The organism is Streptomyces aidingensis (assembly GCF_900112355.1).
Lineage (GTDB): Bacteria > Actinomycetota > Actinomycetes > Streptomycetales > Streptomycetaceae > Streptomyces > Streptomyces aidingensis.
Window position 1 is genome coordinate 75,680 of sequence record NZ_FOLM01000001.1, and the last position, 16,377, is coordinate 92,056.

Genomic DNA, 16,377 nt, shown 5'->3' on the forward strand with positions numbered 1-16,377 from the left:
GACGCCGTACACATGGAGCCGCTCGCCGCGGACGACCCGAGACAGATCGGCCCCTGCCGGCTGCTGCGCCGGCTGGGCAGCGGCGGCATGGGCCGCGTGTACCTCGGCCGGAACGCGGGCGGCCGTACCGTCGCGGTCAAGGTGGTGCATCCGCACTTCGCCGTGGACCGGCAGTTCCGGGCCCGCTTCGCGCGCGAGGTGGCCGCCGCCCGCCGGGTGGGCGGCGAGTGGACCGCCCCGGTGCTGGACGCCGACCCGGACGCCGAACTCCCCTGGGTGGCCACCGGCTATGTGGCCGGCCCCGACCTCCAGCGCACGGTGGCCGGGCAGGGCCCGCTGCCGCAGCGCTCGCTGCGCGTGCTGGGCGCCGGCCTGGCCGAGGCGCTGGCCGCCGTGCACGCCCTGGGCCTGGTGCACCGCGACATCAAGCCGTCCAATGTGCTGCTCACCCTGGACGGGCCGCGGCTGATCGACTTCGGCATCGCCCGGGCCATGGACACCGAGGCCACCGCCGAGCTGACCGCCACCGGGATGTCGGTGGGCTCGCCCGGCTACATGTCGCCGGAACAGGTGGTCGGGCGTCAGGTGGGCGCGCCCTCCGATGTGTTCCAGCTCGGCGCGGTGCTCGCCTACGCCGCCACCGGCCGCCGGGCCTTCCCCGGCGACAACACCGCCCAGCTGGTCTACCGGGTGGTGCACGGCGAACCCGATCTGGCGGGCGTGCCGCAGGAGCTGCGGGAGCTGATCGGCCGCTGTCTGGCCAAGGACGAGGCCGCCCGGCCGGTCCCGGCGGAGATCGCCGCCGCGCTGGCCGGGCCGCAGGGGGCGGCCGGGCTGGTGGCGGCGGGCTGGCTGCCGTCCGCCGTGGTGGAGGGGCTCAGCCGGCTGGCCGTGGAACTGCTCGACCTGGAGGTCGCCGCGGACCCCTCCGCTCCGCCGCCGGCGGAGCCGGGCGGGCCCGGTGGGCCGCGGACCCAGGCCCCGCCGCCCACCAGCGGCGGCACCGGGCCGGGCCCGGTGCCGCCGCTGCCCGCCGCCCAGGACGGGCCCGAGCGGACCACCACCGGCGTGCCGGGCACCGGAGCCGGGACCGCCCCGCCGCGCGGCGTCTTCGGCCCCCCGACCTCCGGATACGGCTATCCCGGCACCGTGTCCGCCGCCATGCCCACGCCGTCCCCGTCCCCGGCCCCGTCCCCGTACGGCACCCCGCCCGGGGGCGCCGGCCCGGCCACGCCCCCGCCGGACGGCCGGGACGGCAAGGGCGGCGGACGCCGCCGGGCGACGGCCGCGGCTGCCGCCGCGCTGATCCCCGCGATCGTGCTGGGCTGCTACCTGCTGGGCATCCCCGTCGACTGGCGGGACACCGCCGGCGGCGACCGGCCCACCCCCACCCCCACCTCGGCCGGCACCGAGGATTCGGCCTCCACCGGCACCACCGGCTCCACCGGACCGCGGGAGCAGGACGCGCTGCCCGAGAGCTATGTCGGCACCTGGACCGGCGAGGTGGAGATCATGGGCGGCCTGCCGGGCGGCAGCGTGGTGATCACCCTGGAGCCCGGCGTGGTCGGCGAGGTTCTCGGCACCGCCGAGCACACCGACATGCTGGCCATCTCCACCTGCACCGACCGGATGACCCTGGAGACCGTCGCCGAGGACCGGATCACCTTCGCCGCCGAGGGCGACCCGGACGCCTCCGACGCCCTGGAGGGCGTGTGCGCCCCCGGCGAGTTCCAGATGGTCCTCACCCCGCGGGACGACGGCACGGTCCGCTTCGAGTCCCTGCACCCCGACGCCACCCACCAGGGCCTGCTGACCCGCCAGGACTAGCGGCGCGTAGGCTGGAGCGGTCCGCCCCGGCCGCAGCGACCGCACCGACCGGGCCGGCGCGACCAGCTCAGCCGCCCGACCCGCCGAAGGGACGCACCCATGGCCCTCAGCGCCGCGCTCCAGTCCGCGCTCGACCGTGCCGCCGACGGCGGGCGGATCAGCCACCAGGAGGCTCTCGGGCTCTACCGGGAGGCGCCGCTGCACGCCCTGGGCCGGGCCGCCGACGCCGCGCGCCGCCGCCGCTACGCGGGCAGCGAGCACATCGCCACGTACATCATCGAGCGCAACATCAACTACACCAACGCCTGCGTCACGGCCTGCAAGTTCTGCGCCTTCTACGCCCCGCCCAGGAGCGAGGACGTGTGGATCCGCGATCTGGACGACATCCTGCGCCGCTGCGCCGAGACGGTGGAACTGGGCGGCACCCAGATCATGTTCCAGGGCGGCCACCACCCGGACTTCGGTGTGGAGTACTACGAGCGGCACTTCCGGGCCATCAAGGAGAAGTTCCCGCAGCTTGTGATCCACTCCCTCGGCGCCTCCGAGGTGGAGCACATGGCCCGGATCTCCGGTGTGGACGCCGCGGAGGCGATCGTCCGGCTGAAGGAGGCCGGGCTGGACTCCTTCGCCGGGGCCGGCGCCGAACTGCTGCCGGAGCGTCCGCGCAAGGCCATCGCGCCGCTGAAGGAATCCGGCGAGCGCTGGCTGGAGATCATGGAGACCGCGCACGGTCTGGGCCTGGAATCCACCTCCACCATGCTGATGGGGACGGGCGAGACCAACGCCGAGCGGATCGAGCATCTGCGGATGATCCGCGAGGTGCAGGACCGCACCGGCGGCTTCCGGGCCTTCATCCCGTACACCTACCAGCCGCAGAACAACAAGCTGCGCGGCCGGACCCAGGCGACGATCTTCGAGTATCTGCGCATGATCGCCATCGCCCGTCTGTATCTGCACAATGTCGCCCATGTCCAGGGCTCCTGGCTGACCACCGGCAAGGAGGTCGGCCAGCTCTCGCTGCATTACGGCGCGGACGACCTCGGCTCGGTGATGCTGGAGGAGAACGTGGTCTCCTCCGCCGGGGCGAAGCACCGCTCCAACCGGCTGGAGCTGCTGCATCTGATCCGTGCGGCCGGCCGGGTCCCGGCGCAGCGCTCCACCACCTATGAGCATCTGGTGGTGCACGAGAACCCGGCCGACGACCCGGCCGACGACCGGGTCGTCTCCCATCTGTCCTCCACGGCCATCGACGGCGGCACCGCCCACCCGGAACTCAGGCTGCTGGACGCCCGCTGATCCCGGGCCGGACGCGCCGCACCGTCACCCGCCCCCGCCGGGGGAGCGGGCGAGGCGCGCCTCGGAGGCCAGCCCGGTCATCTTGCCGGGGTTGCGCATCAGATAGATGCGGGTGATCCGGCCGTCCTCCACCGCCAGGCTGACCGCGGCGACCGGCTCGCCGGCCACATCGATCCGGGCGGCGGGCGCGCCATTGAGCCATATCGGGCGGACCGTCAGCCCGGCCCCGGCGCGCTTCAGCCCGGCGCGGAACAGATGGGCGACCTTCTTCGCCCCCGCGACGGGCCGGCGCACGGCCTGTGCCACCCCGCCGCCGTCGGCGACCACCACCACATCGGGCGCCAGCACCTCCAGCAGCGCCTGGAGGTCACCGGTCGCGACCGCGGCGAGGAACCGTTCGACGGCCCGGTCCCGCTGGGCCCGGTCGACCCGCGTCCGGGGGCGGCGTCCGGCGACCCGGTCGCGGGCCCGGCGGGCGATCTGGCGGACCGCGGCCGGGCTCTTGCCGAGCGCGTCCGCGATCTCCTCGTACGGCGTCTCGAACACCTCGCGCAGCACGAACACCGCCCGCTCCGCCGGGGTGAGCGTCTCCAGCACGGTCAGCATGGCGATCGAGACGCTCTCCGCGAGCTCGATGTCCTCGGCCACGTCGGGGCTGGTGAGCAGCGGCTCGGGCAGCCAGGAGCCGACGTATTCCTCGCGGCGGCGGGCCACCGTGCGCAGCCGGTTGAGCGCCAGCCGGGTGACGATCCGTACCAGGTAGGCGCGCGGGTCGCGCACCCGGTCCCGGGTGGCACCGTCCACGGCCGCCCAGCGCAGCCAGGTCTCCTGCACCACGTCCTCGGCGTCGGCGGCGGAGCCGAGCATCTCGTAGGCGACGGTGAACAGCAGGCTGCGGTGGGCGACGAAGGGGTCCTCGGTCACGGTCATGCGCAGCAGGATTCCGTGTCCGCCGGCGGGGCGGCGAGCGGGTGCGGGCCGCCGGCCCGTGGCGCGCCGTCCCGGGGGCTGCCGGCCATGTCTCCTCCAGGGGTGTGCTCGGCTTCTCGCCATGGAGACACCGGCCGGCCGCCGCGTGTGACATCCGTGCCGCCCGGGCCGCCGCCGCCCGGGCACCGGGTCAGCCGTCGCCGGGGACGGTGCCCGCGGTGTCGAGGCGGGCGCGCTGCTCCTCGCCGAGGGTGAGGTCCATGGCCTCGATCGCCTCGTCGAGCTGTGCGACGGAGCTGACGCCGACGATCGGCAGCACGGCCGGGGTGCGGCCGGTGAGCCAGGCCAGCACCACCTGGTTGACGGTCGCGCCCAGCTCGCCGGCCACCGCGCGCAGCGCGGCCAGCCGGGCCGGGGTGCCCGGGTGGTCGTAGGCGGCGGGAATCTCCTTGTCGGCCCGGGTGTAGGCCCCGGACAGCAGCGTGTTGTACGCCAGCAGGGTCAGGTCCGGCTCGGCGGCGACATAGTCCAGCAGCTCCCCGGTGGCATGGGTGTGGCCGGCCTGGGGGAGGGGGACGTCGAAGCGCGGCTGGAGGTAGGAGTAGCGCTGCTGGACGCAGGTGTACGGGGTGCCGCCGGCGGCCCGGGCCGCGGCGCGGGCCTGCTCGATGCGCCAGGTGGCGTGGTTGCTGACCCCCAGCAGCCGGGTGCGGCCGGCCCGGACCAGCTCGTCCAGCGCGCCGGTGGTCTCCTCGACGGGGACGGAGCGGTCCTCGATATGGGTGTAGTAGAGGTCCACATGGTCGGTGCCCAGTCGGCGCAGGCTGCCCTCCATGGCCTTGCGGATCGCCGGGGCGGACAGTCCCTCGGCGTCCTCCAGGGTGCCGCCGGGCCGCAGCGGGCGGGCGCCGGCCTTGGTGGCGATCCGCACCCGGTCCCGGGCGCCCCGGGAGGCCAGCCAGCGGCCGATCAGATTCTCGTTCTCGTCACCGGTGCAGCCCGGCTCCCAGAAGCAGTAGTTGTTGGACGTGTCGATGAGGCTGCCCCCCGCCTCGACAAAGCGGTCCAGAACGGCGAAGGAGGTCTTCTCGTCGGTGTAGGTGCCGAGCTGGAGCGCGCCCAGGCAGAGCGCGCTGACCTCGATGCCGTCCGGTCCGCCGATACGACGACGCTGCATGGTGATGATTCCTCCGGTGGTGTGAGTTGCCCCGCACCGCCGACCCTGGCAGTTGGAGTGCTCTCCAGGTCAAGCCGGACGGTCAGGGCACCCAGGGGCCGTCGATGTAGGCGCCGGTGGAGTCATAGGGCCAGGCATTGGCCCGGCAGCCGTCCAGGCCCTTGATCTGCTGCATCATCACCGGGGCGAGCGCGCCCTCGGCCGGGCAGCCGGCGTGGCCGTGGCCGAGCCGGTGACCCACCTCGTGGTTGATGATCAGTGCCCGGTACTCCGTTATCGGCCCCGGGAACTGGGGCGAGCCCTCCACCCAGCGGCGCAGATTGACCACCACCAGGTCGCCCACCCGGCAGTTGACCTCGCCGCCGGTGTCCAGTCCCCACTCGCCGCAGATGCCGTCCACCGTGGCCGGGGTGGCTATCTGCACGGTGAAGTCGGCGGCGGCGGCCCGGTCGGTGAGCTGGAAGCCGCTGCGGCCGTCGTTGGTCCAGCCGCGCGGATGGGCCAGGATGGCCTGGATCTCCTGGGCGGCCTGTTCCGGGTCGAGGTCGATGCCGTCCTCGATCTGGACCCGGTAGCGGTAGACCGTGCCCCGGCCGGCCGGTTCGCTGCCGCCGGCGGCGGTGCGGAAGGTGCCGGGGCCGCTCTCCGGCACCTCGGTCCGCTCCGGCTCGGGCCGGGGGCGGGAGGTGGCCGAGAGCCGGTCCTCGGGCAGGGCGGGCTCGTCGCCGCCCCGGTCCCGGTCCCCGGCCGGGGAGGAGGAGGGCGGGGCGGTGTCCTGCTCGTCGGCCGCCGACCGGATCGCCAGCGCGCCGCCGCCGAACAGGGCGGCCGCGGCCACTACCAGCACGGTGCCGCCGACAGTGGCGCGGCCGGTGCGCGCCGAGGTGATCGTCCCCACGTGGCGTCACGGTACCCCACGGCACAGCAGCCGTGTGCCGTACGGCCGTTGGCGGTACGCCGCAGCCATCGGCGGCCCGGCGCGGACCCCGGCGCGGGCGGGGCCGGCGGGGCCGGGGAGAATGGCCGGGTGACCCGAGCCAGGATGGACAAGCAGCCCAGTGAGGTCGCCGCGATGTTCGACGCGGTGGCGGCCAAGTACGACCTGACCAACGATGTGCTGTCGCTCGGGCAGGACCGGCGCTGGCGCAAGGCGGTGGCCGCCGCGGTGGCGGCCGGGCCCGGCCGGCGGGTGCTGGACCTGGCCGCGGGCACCGGCACCTCCTCGCTGCCGTTCGCCGAGGCCGGCGCCTACACCGTGCCCTGCGACTTCAGCCAGGGCATGCTGCGCGAGGGCAAGCGCCGGCTGCCGTGGCTGCCGTTCACCGCCGGGGACGCCACCCGGCTGCCCTTCCGGGACGGGGTCTTCGACGCGGTCACCATCTCCTTCGGGCTGCGCAATGTGCACCGGCCGCAGGACGCGCTGCGGGAGATGCTGCGGGTCACCCGCCCGGGCGGACGGGTGGTGGTGTGCGAGTTCAGCCATCCGGCCCGGGCGCCGCTGCGCACCGTCTACAGCGAGTATCTGATGCGGGCGCTGCCGCCGGTGGCGCGCGCGGTGTCCAGCAACCCGGAGGCGTATGTCTATCTCGCCGAGTCCATCCGGGCCTGGCCGGACCAGCCGGGGCTGGCGCGCCGGATGCAGGACGCGGGCTGGTCGCGGGTGGCCTGGCGGAATCTCTCCGGCGGAATCGTGGCGCTGCACCGGGGTTTCAAGCCGGACCCGGACTGACGCCCCGTCCGGCGCCCTCGCCGGAGCCGTTGTCGCGGCCCGGGGGCGGGCCTGCCGGGCGGGGACACCGCGGGTTTCCGCCACGGCGCGGTGACCCGGCACCGGCGTCGTGGCCTGTCGGTGCGGCGGCCTAGACTCGTGCCACCGGCGCGCCGTCGCCGCCGCCGCGCCCGCGGGCATCGCCCGGGAACGATGGGAGAACATCCGTGACAGCCCCGACGGAGAACGCCGCCGCGGCCGAGCAGCCGCGCACCGAGGAGACCGCCGATGTGATCGTGGTGGGCGCCGGCCCGGGCGGCTCCACCACCGCGTACCACCTGGCCCGGGCCGGGCTGGATGTGCTGCTGCTGGAGAAGACGGCCTTCCCCCGGGAGAAGGTCTGCGGGGACGGCCTGACGCCGCGCGCCGTCAAGCAGCTGGTGGCCATGGGGATCGACATCTCCGAGGAGGCCGGCTGGCTGCGCAACAAGGGCCTGCGGATCATCGGCGGCGGGCACCGCCTCCAGCTCGACTGGCCGCAGCTCGCCAGCTATCCGGACTACGGCCTGGTCCGCAAGCGGGACGACTTCGACGAGCAGCTGGCCCGGCAGGCCGAGAAGGCCGGCGCCCGGCTCTACGAGCAGTGCAGTGTCACCGGCCCGGTGCTGGACGACCGCACCGGCCGGGTGACGGGGGTGACGGCGAAGCTGGGCACCGAGAAGCGGCCGGTGAGCTTCCGTGCCCCGCTGGTGGTGGCCGCGGACGGCAACTCCTCCCGGCTCTCCCTCGCCCTCGGCCTGCACCGGGACGACAAGCGCCCGATGGGTGTGGCGGTGCGCACCTACTTCACCACCCCCCGCCATGACGACGACTATCTGGAGTCCTGGCTGGAGCTGTGGGACCGGCGCGGCCCGCAGGCCCGGCTGCTGCCCGGCTACGGCTGGATCTTCGGCATGGGGGACGGCACCTCCAACGTCGGCCTCGGCATCCTGAACAGCTCCAGCGCCTTCCGCGAGCTGGACTGGCGGGAGGTGCTCAAGGCCTGGTGCGCGTCGATGCCGGCCGAGTGGGGCTTCACCCCGGAGAACATGACCGGCCCGATCCGCGGCGCGGCGCTGCCCATGGCCTTCAACCGCAAGCCGCACTACACCCGGGGCCTGCTGCTGGTGGGCGACGCGGGCGGCCTGGTGAACCCGTTCAACGGCGAGGGCATCGCCTATGCCATGGAGTCGGGCGCGCTGGCCGCCGAGGTGATCGCCCAGGCGCAGGCCCGCGGCAGCGGCGCCCAGCGGGAGCTGGCCCTGCGCAACTACCCGAAGACGCTGGCCGACACCTACGGCGGCTACTACACGCTGGGCCGCGCGTTTGTGAAGCTGATCGGCTCCCCGGCGGTGATGAAGCTGATCGCCCAGCGCGGGCTGTCCCACCCGGTGCTGATGCGCTTCACCTTCAAGCTGCTGGCCAATCTGACGGACCCCACCGGCGGCGACGCCATGGACCGCATCATCAACGGCCTGAGCAAGGTCACCCCCCGGGCATAGTTGCCCGGGGGCGGGCCGGCGGGGTGCGCTCACCGGGAGCGCACCCCGGTGCCTCGGGCGGGGGTGCCGGTCAGAGGCGGAGGGCGCCGGTGGGGGTGTCCCAGTCGAGGGAGCGGGTGACCACGCCGGTGCCCGAGTTCTGGGCGCCCACGAACTGGCCGCCGCCGATGTACAGGGCCACGTGATGGGCGCTGCCGCGCCCGCCCCAGTGGAGGATGTCGCCGGGCTGGAGCGCGTCCAGGGAGACCGGCGTGCCGAGTGCGGACTGGGCCTGCGAGGTGCGCGGCAGGGAGACCCCGGCGCTCGCGTAGGCGGCCTGCACCAGGCTGGAGCAGTCCCAGGCGTCGGGGCCGGTGGCGCCGAGTACATAGGCGTCGCCGACCTGGGCGAGCGCGAAGCCGACGACGCCCGAGCCGTTGCCCGAGGGGGCCGGGGCGGGCTCGTCGGCCACGGAGGCGGGAGAGGGGAGAGCGGTGCGGCCGGCGGTGCGGGAGACGGCCTCGGCCGCGGCGCGGCGGCGCTCCTCCTCGGCGGCCTCGCGCTCGGCGGCGCGTTCGGCGGCGCGCTCGGCCTCGGCCTCGGCCGCCGCCTCGGCGGCCAGCCTGGCGGCGGTGCGGCGGGCGGCCTCCTCGGCCTGTGCCCGGGCGGCGCGGTGCTCGATCCGCTCGGCGTATTCCAGGGTGGCCTCGGCGGCCAGCACGGCGCCGGGGGTGTAGCCGCCCGGGAGCGTGTCCGGCACCGCGGGCAGCTCCAGGGAGGTCTCGGCCGGGCTCTCGGCCGCCTGGGCGGCGGAGGCCGAGACCGCGACCGTGCCTACAAAACCGGACAGGAACCCGCCGCGTATCAGCCGCGCGGAGCGCGACTCGCGGGGCTTGCGATGTCGCCCGGTGGGTCGGATCAGGGACGGAGACGTCATGGTCACCAGCCGTATCAAGAACGCATAACGGCACTCAACCAAGGTGGAATGCGCCACAACGCCCGGTCCGTGCCGGAGATTTGTCCTGAATGCCGGATGTACGGTGTACGCAGTACGGGTCGGTGTCGCGGCCGGATGCCCCTGTGCGCTGGCTCTTGTCCGGAATGCCCGATGTCGGCTGCGGCTTAGCACGGAGTGACGTACAGATCAACGCGAGATGCCGGGCGGGTGCCGGCGGCGTGGCGCACCTCACGCCGCCCCGGGGGCTCAGGGCCGGCCCAGCTCCCGGGAGATCGAGGCGAGCTGCGCCAGGCGCCGCTCCAGCGACGGGTGCGAGGAGAACAGCCCGCTGAGCGACTTCCCGGACAGCGCGGGCGCGAAGAAAAAGGCGTTGTAGGGCTCGGCGCGGCGCAGATCCCGGGTCGGGATCCGGGACATCTGCCCGCTGATCTTGGTCAGCGCGGAGCCCAGCGCCGACGGCTTGCCGGTCAGCAGCGCCCCGCCCCGGTCCGCGGACAGCTCCCGGTACCGGGAGAGCAGCCGGGTGAGCAGGAAGCTCAGCGCATAGACCACCAGGCTGATCAGCGGGATCAGCACCACCAGCAGCGCGGCCGGCCCCTGGCCGCCCCGCCCGCCGCGCAGAAAGCCGCTCCACAGCGCCACCCGGGTGATGGTGCCGGCCAGCACGCCCAGAAAGGCGGCGAAGGTCATCACCGCCACATCGCGGTGCGCCACATGGGACAGCTCGTGCGCGAGCACCCCCTCCAGTTCCTCCGGCTCCAGCCGGCGCAGCAGCCCGGTGGTCACGCAGACCAGCGACTTCTCCTGGCTGCGCCCGGTGGCGAAGGCGTTGGGCACATCGGTGTCCGCGATCGCCACCCGCGGTTTGGGCAGGTCGGCCAGTGCGCACAGCCGGTCCACCGCCGCGTGCAGCTCCGGCGCCTGCCGCGGGGACACCTCCCGGGCGCCCATGCTGTAGGCGGCGATCCGGTCGCTGAACCAGAACTGGGCGACGAACAGGCCGCCGGTCAGCAGCAGGACCAGCGGCCAGGCGTCCCGGAAGGCGACCAGCAGCACGCTCATGAACAGGACGTAGAGCAGCCCGATCAGAAACATGGTGGTGACCATCCGGCCGGTCAGGCCGCGGTCCGGTGCGTAACGGGTGTGTGCCATGATGCGGGCCTCCTCCCGTTTGCGACTGTACGCCCTCTTCCGCCCGGTATGCGGCGGAGCGGGCCGCGGTCAGGACAGGCCGGGGGCGTTCCACAGCGGGAACCAGCGGCTCAGCTCCGGCTCCAGCGGCAGATCGTCCACCAGCAGCCCGCGCACCTGGAGCTCCAGCGCGTTGTCCCGCCGCTCCCGGGCCCCGCCGCCGCCCGGCTCCGGGGCGAAGGGATAGAAGGTGCCGCGCTTGTAGAGGTACACCAGGGCCAGCGGGCGCCCCCGGCCGTCCCGGAAACCGGCCAGCGAGCACAGCAGCTGCGGACCGAAGCCGGCCTCCTGGAGATAGGTGTTCACTGCATGCAGGTCATTGACGAGCGCGGGCAGTTCCGGGTGCCGGGACAGTACCCAGCCGTAGCCGTAGTCGTCCCGGCTCAGCGCCGCCTCGGGCAGCAGCGCCCCGATCTCCTGCCGCAGCCGGCCGAAGGCCCCGCCCTCGGCCGCGGCGAAGCAGACCGAGCCCGCCCCCGTGGGGGTGAACTGCGCGCCCGCCTCAAGCGTCACCGCCGCCGAGGGCAGCGCGAAAAGCCGGTCCAGATCCGGCGGGACCGGCTTTCTCCGGCCGAGAATCGCGTCCAGAAAGCCCATCCCCGCCACCTTAGGCAGGGCAGGCTCAGGACCACCACTGGTCCCAGGCCAGCCGGGCCACCAGCACGGTCACCACCACCAGCAGCACCAGCCGGATGAACCGGCTGCCGCGCCTGATCGCCATATGGGCGCCGGCCCAGCCGCCCGCCATGTTGCACAGCGCCATCAGCGGCGCCACCGACCACAGCACGGTGCCGGCCGCCGCGAACACCGCCAGCGCCCCGAGGTTTGTGCCGACGTTCACGACCTTGGCGGTGGCCGACGCGGTGAGCATCGTCATGTGCAACAGACTCACCAGGGCGATCACCAGAAAAGTGCCGGTGCCGGGCCCCAGCAGACCGTCGTAGAAACCGATTCCGGCCCCGGCCGTCAGCAGGGCCACGGCCCGCCGCCGGCGCCCCGCGACCCGGTCGCCGCCCGTGGTGCCGAACTCCGGCCGCGCCACCACGAAAATCGCGACCGCCAGCAGCAGCACCATGATCAGCGGTTGCAGGATCTCCTTGCTCACCGCGGAGGCGAACGCCGCGCCCAGCGCGGCCGAGCCGCAGGCCAGCACCCCGAAGCGGAGCGCCAGCCGGACATCCACCGGGGAACGGCGGGCATAGGTGACGGCCGAGACCGTGGTCCCGGCCACCGCCACCGCCTTGTTGGTGCCCAGCGCATGCGCGGGCGACAGCTCCGGCAACCCGATGAGCAGGGCGGGAAGCAGCAGCAGACCACCGCCGCCGACCACCGCGTCCACCCACCCGGCCATGGCAGCCGCCAGGCAGAGCATCACGACTATGCCTACTGTTAGCTCGGCCACAGTTTTCTCCCCCGCCCGCCGAACGGCCCTTGCGCTCCGTCCCTACCACGCACTCATGGCGGGTGCGAATTTGCGCCGGAGGATCTCGGCTTGATAACAGAACGGCCCCGGAAGGGCTCGTTCTCCACCCGGAACAGGTGCCGATATCACCACACGTGAACGTCCGGGATCTTCGTGTTGATGATCGTCGGAACATGCTCTTGGGAGTGGCTTCCGGCCCTTTCGCCCGGTGGGGGAGATCACAGAAGTTGAAGGGGGACCCCGTGCCCCAGCTCACAGGAGGGCGGGCATAGGATGCCCCACGGGCTTGTGAACTGACTCACATAGCGTCCATGACTAGTCGCCGTCGACTGGAAGGAGCGAAGTGCGGTGAACGCATACGTTCCCATCCTTGTGCTGGGTGCCCTCGGTGCGGCCTTCGCCGTTTTCTCGGTGGTGGCGTCCTCGCTCATCGGGGCCAAGCGCTACAACCGCGCCAAGCTCGCCGCCTATGAGTGCGGCATCGAGCCCACCCCGCAGCCCGCGGGCGGCGGCCGGTTCCCGGTGAAGTACTACCTGACGGCGATGCTTTTCATCGTCTTCGACATCGAGATCGTCTTCCTCTACCCGTGGGCGGTGCACTTCGACGCCCTGGGGACCTTCGGTCTGGTGCAAATGCTGATCTTCGTCGGTCTGATCGGCGTCGCATACGCCTACGACTGGCGCCGAGGGGGCCTCGAATGGGACTGACCTGACCCCCGCACCCCAGGACTCACCCCCGACCGGCAACCCCCGGCACGTACCGAGAGAGGTCGTCCCCCATGGGTCTTGAAGAGAAACTGCCCAGCGGCTTCCTGCTGACCACCGTCGAGAAGGCCGCCGGGCTGGCCCGCAAATCGTCCGTCTTCCCGGCCACCTTCGGGCTGGCCTGCTGCGCCATCGAGATGATGACCACCGGCGCCGGCCGCTACGACCTGGCCCGCTTCGGCATGGAGGTGTTCCGCGGCTCGCCCCGCCAGGCCGACCTGATGATCGTGGCCGGCCGGGTCAGCCAGAAGATGGCCCCGGTGGTCCGCCAGGTCTACGACCAGATGGCCAACCCCAAGTGGGTCATCTCCATGGGCGTCTGCGCCTCCTCCGGAGGCATGTTCAACAACTACGCCATCGTGCAGGGCGTCGACCACATCCTCCCGGTCGACATCTACCTGCCCGGCTGCCCGCCCCGGCCCGAGATGCTGCTGGACGCGATCCTCAAGCTGCACGAGAAGATCAAGGACGAGAAGCTCGGCGTCAACCGCGAACGCGCGGCCCGCGAGGCGGAGGAGGCGGCCCGCAAGGCCCTGCCCACCATCGAGATGAAGGGCCTGCTGCGGTGAGCGAGAACGTGAACGAGAACACGAGCACAAACACCAACACCGGCCAGGACCCCAGCGGCGACGCCGCCCCCGCCCAGCGGGAGAAGGCCGGCGATGTGATCGCCCAGCGGCACGGCATGTTCGGCGCCGACAACGGCGGCGACACCTCCGGCTACGGCGGGCTGCGCCGCACCGTCCGGCTGCCCGGCTCCTCCCACCGCCCCTACGGCGGCTACTTCGACGAGGTGGCCGACGAACTGGAGGGCGCCCTGGAGGAGCAGGGCATCGACCCGGAGACCGCCATCGAGAAGACGGTGATCGACCGGGGCGAGATGACCCTGCACATCGCCCGGGAGCACCTGCCCGCCGTGGCCCGCACGCTGCGTGACGACCCGGCCCTGCGGTTCGAGCTGTGCACCGGCGTCAGCGGCGTGCACCTGCCCGCCGACACCGGGCGCGAGCTGCACGCCGTCTACCATCTGCGCTCGCTCACCCACGGCCGGATCATCCGGCTGGAGGTCAGCGCACCGGACGCCGACCCGCGCATCCCGTCCGTGGTCTCCGTCTACCCGACCAACGACTGGCACGAGCGGGAGACCTACGACTTCTTCGGCATCGTCTTCGACGGCCACCCGGCCCTGACCCGGATCATGATGCCGGACGACTGGCAGGGTTTCCCGCAGCGCAAGGACTACCCGCTCGGCGGCATCCCCGTCGAGTACAAGGGCGCCCAGATCCCGGCTCCCGACCAGCGGAGGTCGTACTCCTGATGTCCACCACCCACTCCACCGACGCCCCCACCGCCACCGCCGTCGCCCGGGAGACCACCGAGGGCACCGTCTACACCGTCACCGGCGGCGACTGGGACGAGATCGCCAAGGCCGCGGCCGCCACCGACGACGAGAAGATCGTCGTCAACATGGGCCCGCAGCACCCGTCCACACACGGCGTGCTGCGGCTGATCCTGGAGATCGACGGCGAGACGGTCACCGAGGTCCGCTGCGGCATCGGCTATCTGCACACCGGCATCGAGAAGAACCTCGAATACCGGAACTGGACGCAGGGCACCACCTTCGTCACGCGCATGGACTACCTCACCCCGTTCTTCAACGAGGTGGGCTACTGCCTGGGCGTGGAGAAGTTGCTCGGCATCACCGACCAGGTGCCGGACCGGGCCACGGTGCTCCGGGTGCTGCTGATGGAGCTCAACCGGATCTCCTCCCACCTGGTGGCCCTGGCCACCGGCGGCATGGAGCTCGGCGCCACCACGATCATGATCTACGGCTTCCGGGACCGCGAGCTCTGCCTGGACGTCTTCGAGCTGATCACCGGCCTGCGGATGAACCACGCCTTCGTCCGCCCCGGCGGCCTGGCCCAGGACCTGCCGCCCGGCGCCATGGACGCGCTGCGCGACTTCGTCCGCAAGATGGACCGGAACCTCACCGAGTACGACAAGCTGGCCACCCACAACCCGGTCTTCAAGGCCCGGCTGATGGACGTCGGCTATCTGGACCTGGCCGGCTGCATGGCGCTCGGCGCCACCGGCCCCATCCTGCGCGCCACCGGCCTGCCGCACGACCTGCGCAAGACCGACCCGTACTGCGGCTACGAGACCTACGACTTCGAGGTCGCCACCGCCGACACCTGTGACTCCTACGGCCGCTATCTGATCCGGATCGCCGAGATGCGCGAATCGCTGCGCATCATCGAGCAGTGCCTGGACCGGCTGGAGCCCGGCCCGGTGATGGTCGCCGACAAGAAGATCGCCTGGCCCGCCCAGCTCGCCCTCGGCCCGGACGGCCTGGGCAACTCGCTGGACCACATCCGGAACATCATGGGCACCTCCATGGAGGCCCTGATCCACCACTTCAAGCTGGTCACCGAGGGCTTCCGGGTGCCGCCCGGCCAGGTCTACACCGCGGTGGAATCCCCCAAGGGCGAGCTCGGGGTGCACATGGTCAGCGACGGCGGCACCCGCCCCTACCGGGTCCACTTCCGGGACCCCTCCTTCACCAATCTCCAGACCGCCGCGGCGATGTGCGAGGGCGGCATGGTCGCCGACGTGATCGTCGCCGTGGCCTCGATCGACCCCGTGATGGGAGGTGTCGACCGGTGAGCCAGCCGGAGAACATCCTCGCCGATGCCGCCGCCGCGACGTCCGGCTCCACCTCGGCCGCGGTGACCGAACGGGTCGCCCTGGGCATGCCGGAGCTGCCGGCCCCGCCGTTCCCGGCCGAGACCCTGACCCGGCTGGAGCGGGACGCCGCCGAGATCATCGGCCGCTACCCGCACAGCCGCTCCGCCCTGCTGCCGCTGCTGCACCTGGTGCAGTCCGAGGAGGGCTTCGTCTCCCGCACCGGCATGCAGTTCTGCGCCGACCGGCTCGGCCTCACCCTGGCCGAGGTGACCGCGGTCGCCACCTTCTACTCCATGTACCGGCGCCGGCCGGGCGGCGAGTACCACGTCGGGGTCTGCACCAACACCCTGTGCGCGGTGATGGGCGGCGACGCCATCTTCGAGGCCCTCCAGCAGCACCTGGGCATCGGCAACGGCGAGACCACCGCCGACGGCAAGGTCACCCTGGAGCACATCGAGTGCAACGCGGCCTGCGACTACGCCCCGGTCATCATGGTCAACTGGGAGTTCTTCGACGACCAGACCATCGAGTCCGCCCGGCAGCTCGTGGACGACCTGATCGCCGGCCGCGGCGCCACCCCCACCCGGGGCGCCCCGCTGTGCGGCTTCAAGGCCACCTCGCGCATCCTGGCGGGCTTCCCCGACCGCCGCGAGGGCGCCCTGGAGGCCGGCGGCAGCGGCGGCCACGCCTCGCTGATCGGCCTGCGCCTGGCCAAGGGCGAGACCGGCCCCGAGCGGATCACCGCCCGCCCGGCCGAGCCGGCCCCCCGGGACGTCCCGGTCTACCCGCCCGACCAGGCGCCCGCCGGACACCCCAGCTCGCACGACGCCCCCCAGCCCAGCGCGGGCTCCGACCCGGACCACCCCGCGGGCCCGGTCTCCGAGGAGCGTGAGTGAC

Annotated in this window: 15 protein-coding genes and 1 pseudogene; 9 read left to right on the plus strand and 7 right to left on the minus strand. The window is 73.0% G+C overall.

Annotation, left to right across the window (positions count from 1 at the left end):
* Window positions 1-12 precede the first annotated feature (12 nt).
* Window positions 13-1,827 (plus strand): serine/threonine-protein kinase, encoded by a 1,815-nt coding sequence (locus BM242_RS00315; protein WP_093836549.1) that lies wholly within the window; start codon window positions 13-15, stop codon window positions 1,825-1,827.
* 99 nt (window positions 1,828-1,926) lie between these two features.
* Window positions 1,927-3,123, plus strand: a complete 1,197-nt coding sequence (mqnC, locus tag BM242_RS00320; RefSeq protein WP_093836550.1) for a cyclic dehypoxanthinyl futalosine synthase — start codon at window positions 1,927-1,929, stop codon at window positions 3,121-3,123.
* 24 nt (window positions 3,124-3,147) lie between these two features.
* Here mqnC and BM242_RS00325 read toward each other — a convergent pair whose 3' ends face one another.
* The 3 genes from BM242_RS00325 to BM242_RS00335 form a co-directional block, all read right to left on the minus strand.
* Entirely contained in the window at window positions 3,148-4,047 is a 900-nt protein-coding gene (locus BM242_RS00325) for an RNA polymerase sigma-70 factor (RefSeq protein ID WP_175541250.1), read from the minus strand.
* A 196-nt stretch (window positions 4,048-4,243) separates the two neighbouring features.
* The gene (locus BM242_RS00330) at window positions 4,244-5,230 is read right to left on the minus strand and encodes an aldo/keto reductase (RefSeq protein ID WP_093836552.1); all 987 of its coding nucleotides are present in this window, start codon (window positions 5,228-5,230) and stop codon (window positions 4,244-4,246) included.
* 82 nt (window positions 5,231-5,312) lie between these two features.
* Window positions 5,313-6,128: a DUF3152 domain-containing protein gene (locus BM242_RS00335; protein WP_093836553.1), complete on the minus strand. Its 816-nt coding sequence runs from the start codon at window positions 6,126-6,128 to the stop codon at window positions 5,313-5,315.
* Window positions 6,129-6,257: 129 nt separating this feature from the next.
* On the opposite strand from BM242_RS00335, the gene BM242_RS00340 reads away from it, so the two are divergent.
* Both BM242_RS00340 and BM242_RS00345 read left to right on the plus strand, forming a co-directional pair.
* Complete coding sequence (locus BM242_RS00340; protein ID WP_093836554.1) at window positions 6,258-6,959, plus strand: demethylmenaquinone methyltransferase; 702 nt, start codon at window positions 6,258-6,260, stop codon at window positions 6,957-6,959.
* Window positions 6,960-7,111: 152 nt separating this feature from the next.
* Window positions 7,112-8,479 (plus strand): annotated as a pseudogene (locus tag BM242_RS00345) (geranylgeranyl reductase family protein); the annotation flags it as partial.
* 70 nt (window positions 8,480-8,549) lie between these two features.
* Here BM242_RS00345 and BM242_RS00350 read toward each other — a convergent pair.
* The 4 genes from BM242_RS00350 to BM242_RS00365 all read right to left on the minus strand — a co-directional run bounded on the left by BM242_RS00350 (window position 8,550) and on the right by BM242_RS00365 (window position 12,009).
* Window positions 8,550-9,395 carry a C40 family peptidase gene (locus BM242_RS00350; protein WP_093836556.1) on the minus strand — a complete coding sequence of 282 codons (846 nt, stop codon included), beginning with the start codon at window positions 9,393-9,395 and terminating at the stop codon, window positions 8,550-8,552.
* Window positions 9,396-9,662: 267 nt separating this feature from the next.
* Window positions 9,663-10,568 carry a zinc metalloprotease HtpX gene (gene htpX / locus BM242_RS00355; protein WP_093836557.1) on the minus strand — a complete coding sequence of 302 codons (906 nt, stop codon included), beginning with the start codon at window positions 10,566-10,568 and terminating at the stop codon, window positions 9,663-9,665.
* A 69-nt stretch (window positions 10,569-10,637) separates the two neighbouring features.
* Window positions 10,638-11,204, minus strand: a complete 567-nt coding sequence (gene pspAB, locus BM242_RS00360) for a PspA-associated protein PspAB (RefSeq protein ID WP_093836558.1) — start codon at window positions 11,202-11,204, stop codon at window positions 10,638-10,640.
* Between the two features lie 25 nt (window positions 11,205-11,229).
* Window positions 11,230-12,009: a sulfite exporter TauE/SafE family protein gene (locus BM242_RS00365; RefSeq protein WP_093836559.1), complete on the minus strand. Its 780-nt coding sequence runs from the start codon at window positions 12,007-12,009 to the stop codon at window positions 11,230-11,232.
* 369 nt (window positions 12,010-12,378) lie between these two features.
* On the opposite strand from BM242_RS00365, the gene BM242_RS00370 reads away from it, so the two are divergent.
* The 5 genes from BM242_RS00370 (at window position 12,379) to nuoE (ending at window position 16,376) form a co-directional block, all read left to right on the plus strand.
* Complete coding sequence (locus tag BM242_RS00370) at window positions 12,379-12,738, plus strand: NADH-quinone oxidoreductase subunit A (RefSeq protein WP_093836560.1); 360 nt, start codon at window positions 12,379-12,381, stop codon at window positions 12,736-12,738.
* A gap of 71 nt (window positions 12,739-12,809) precedes the next feature.
* Window positions 12,810-13,364 carry a NuoB/complex I 20 kDa subunit family protein gene (locus tag BM242_RS00375; protein WP_093836561.1) on the plus strand — a complete coding sequence of 185 codons (555 nt, stop codon included), beginning with the start codon at window positions 12,810-12,812 and terminating at the stop codon, window positions 13,362-13,364.
* An 8-nt stretch (window positions 13,365-13,372) separates the two neighbouring features.
* A complete protein-coding gene (locus BM242_RS00380; protein ID WP_093837244.1) occupies window positions 13,373-14,113 on the plus strand; it encodes an NADH-quinone oxidoreductase subunit C in 741 nt (246 codons plus the stop codon).
* On the plus strand, window positions 14,113-15,459 hold the full coding sequence (locus tag BM242_RS00385; RefSeq protein ID WP_093836562.1) for an NADH-quinone oxidoreductase subunit D: 1,347 nt from the start codon (window positions 14,113-14,115) through the stop codon (window positions 15,457-15,459). The genes BM242_RS00380 and BM242_RS00385 overlap by 1 nt, the downstream gene beginning before the upstream one ends.
* A gap of 86 nt (window positions 15,460-15,545) precedes the next feature.
* A complete protein-coding gene (nuoE, locus tag BM242_RS00390; RefSeq protein WP_093837245.1) occupies window positions 15,546-16,376 on the plus strand; it encodes an NADH-quinone oxidoreductase subunit NuoE in 831 nt (276 codons plus the stop codon).
* Window position 16,377 lies beyond the last annotated feature (1 nt).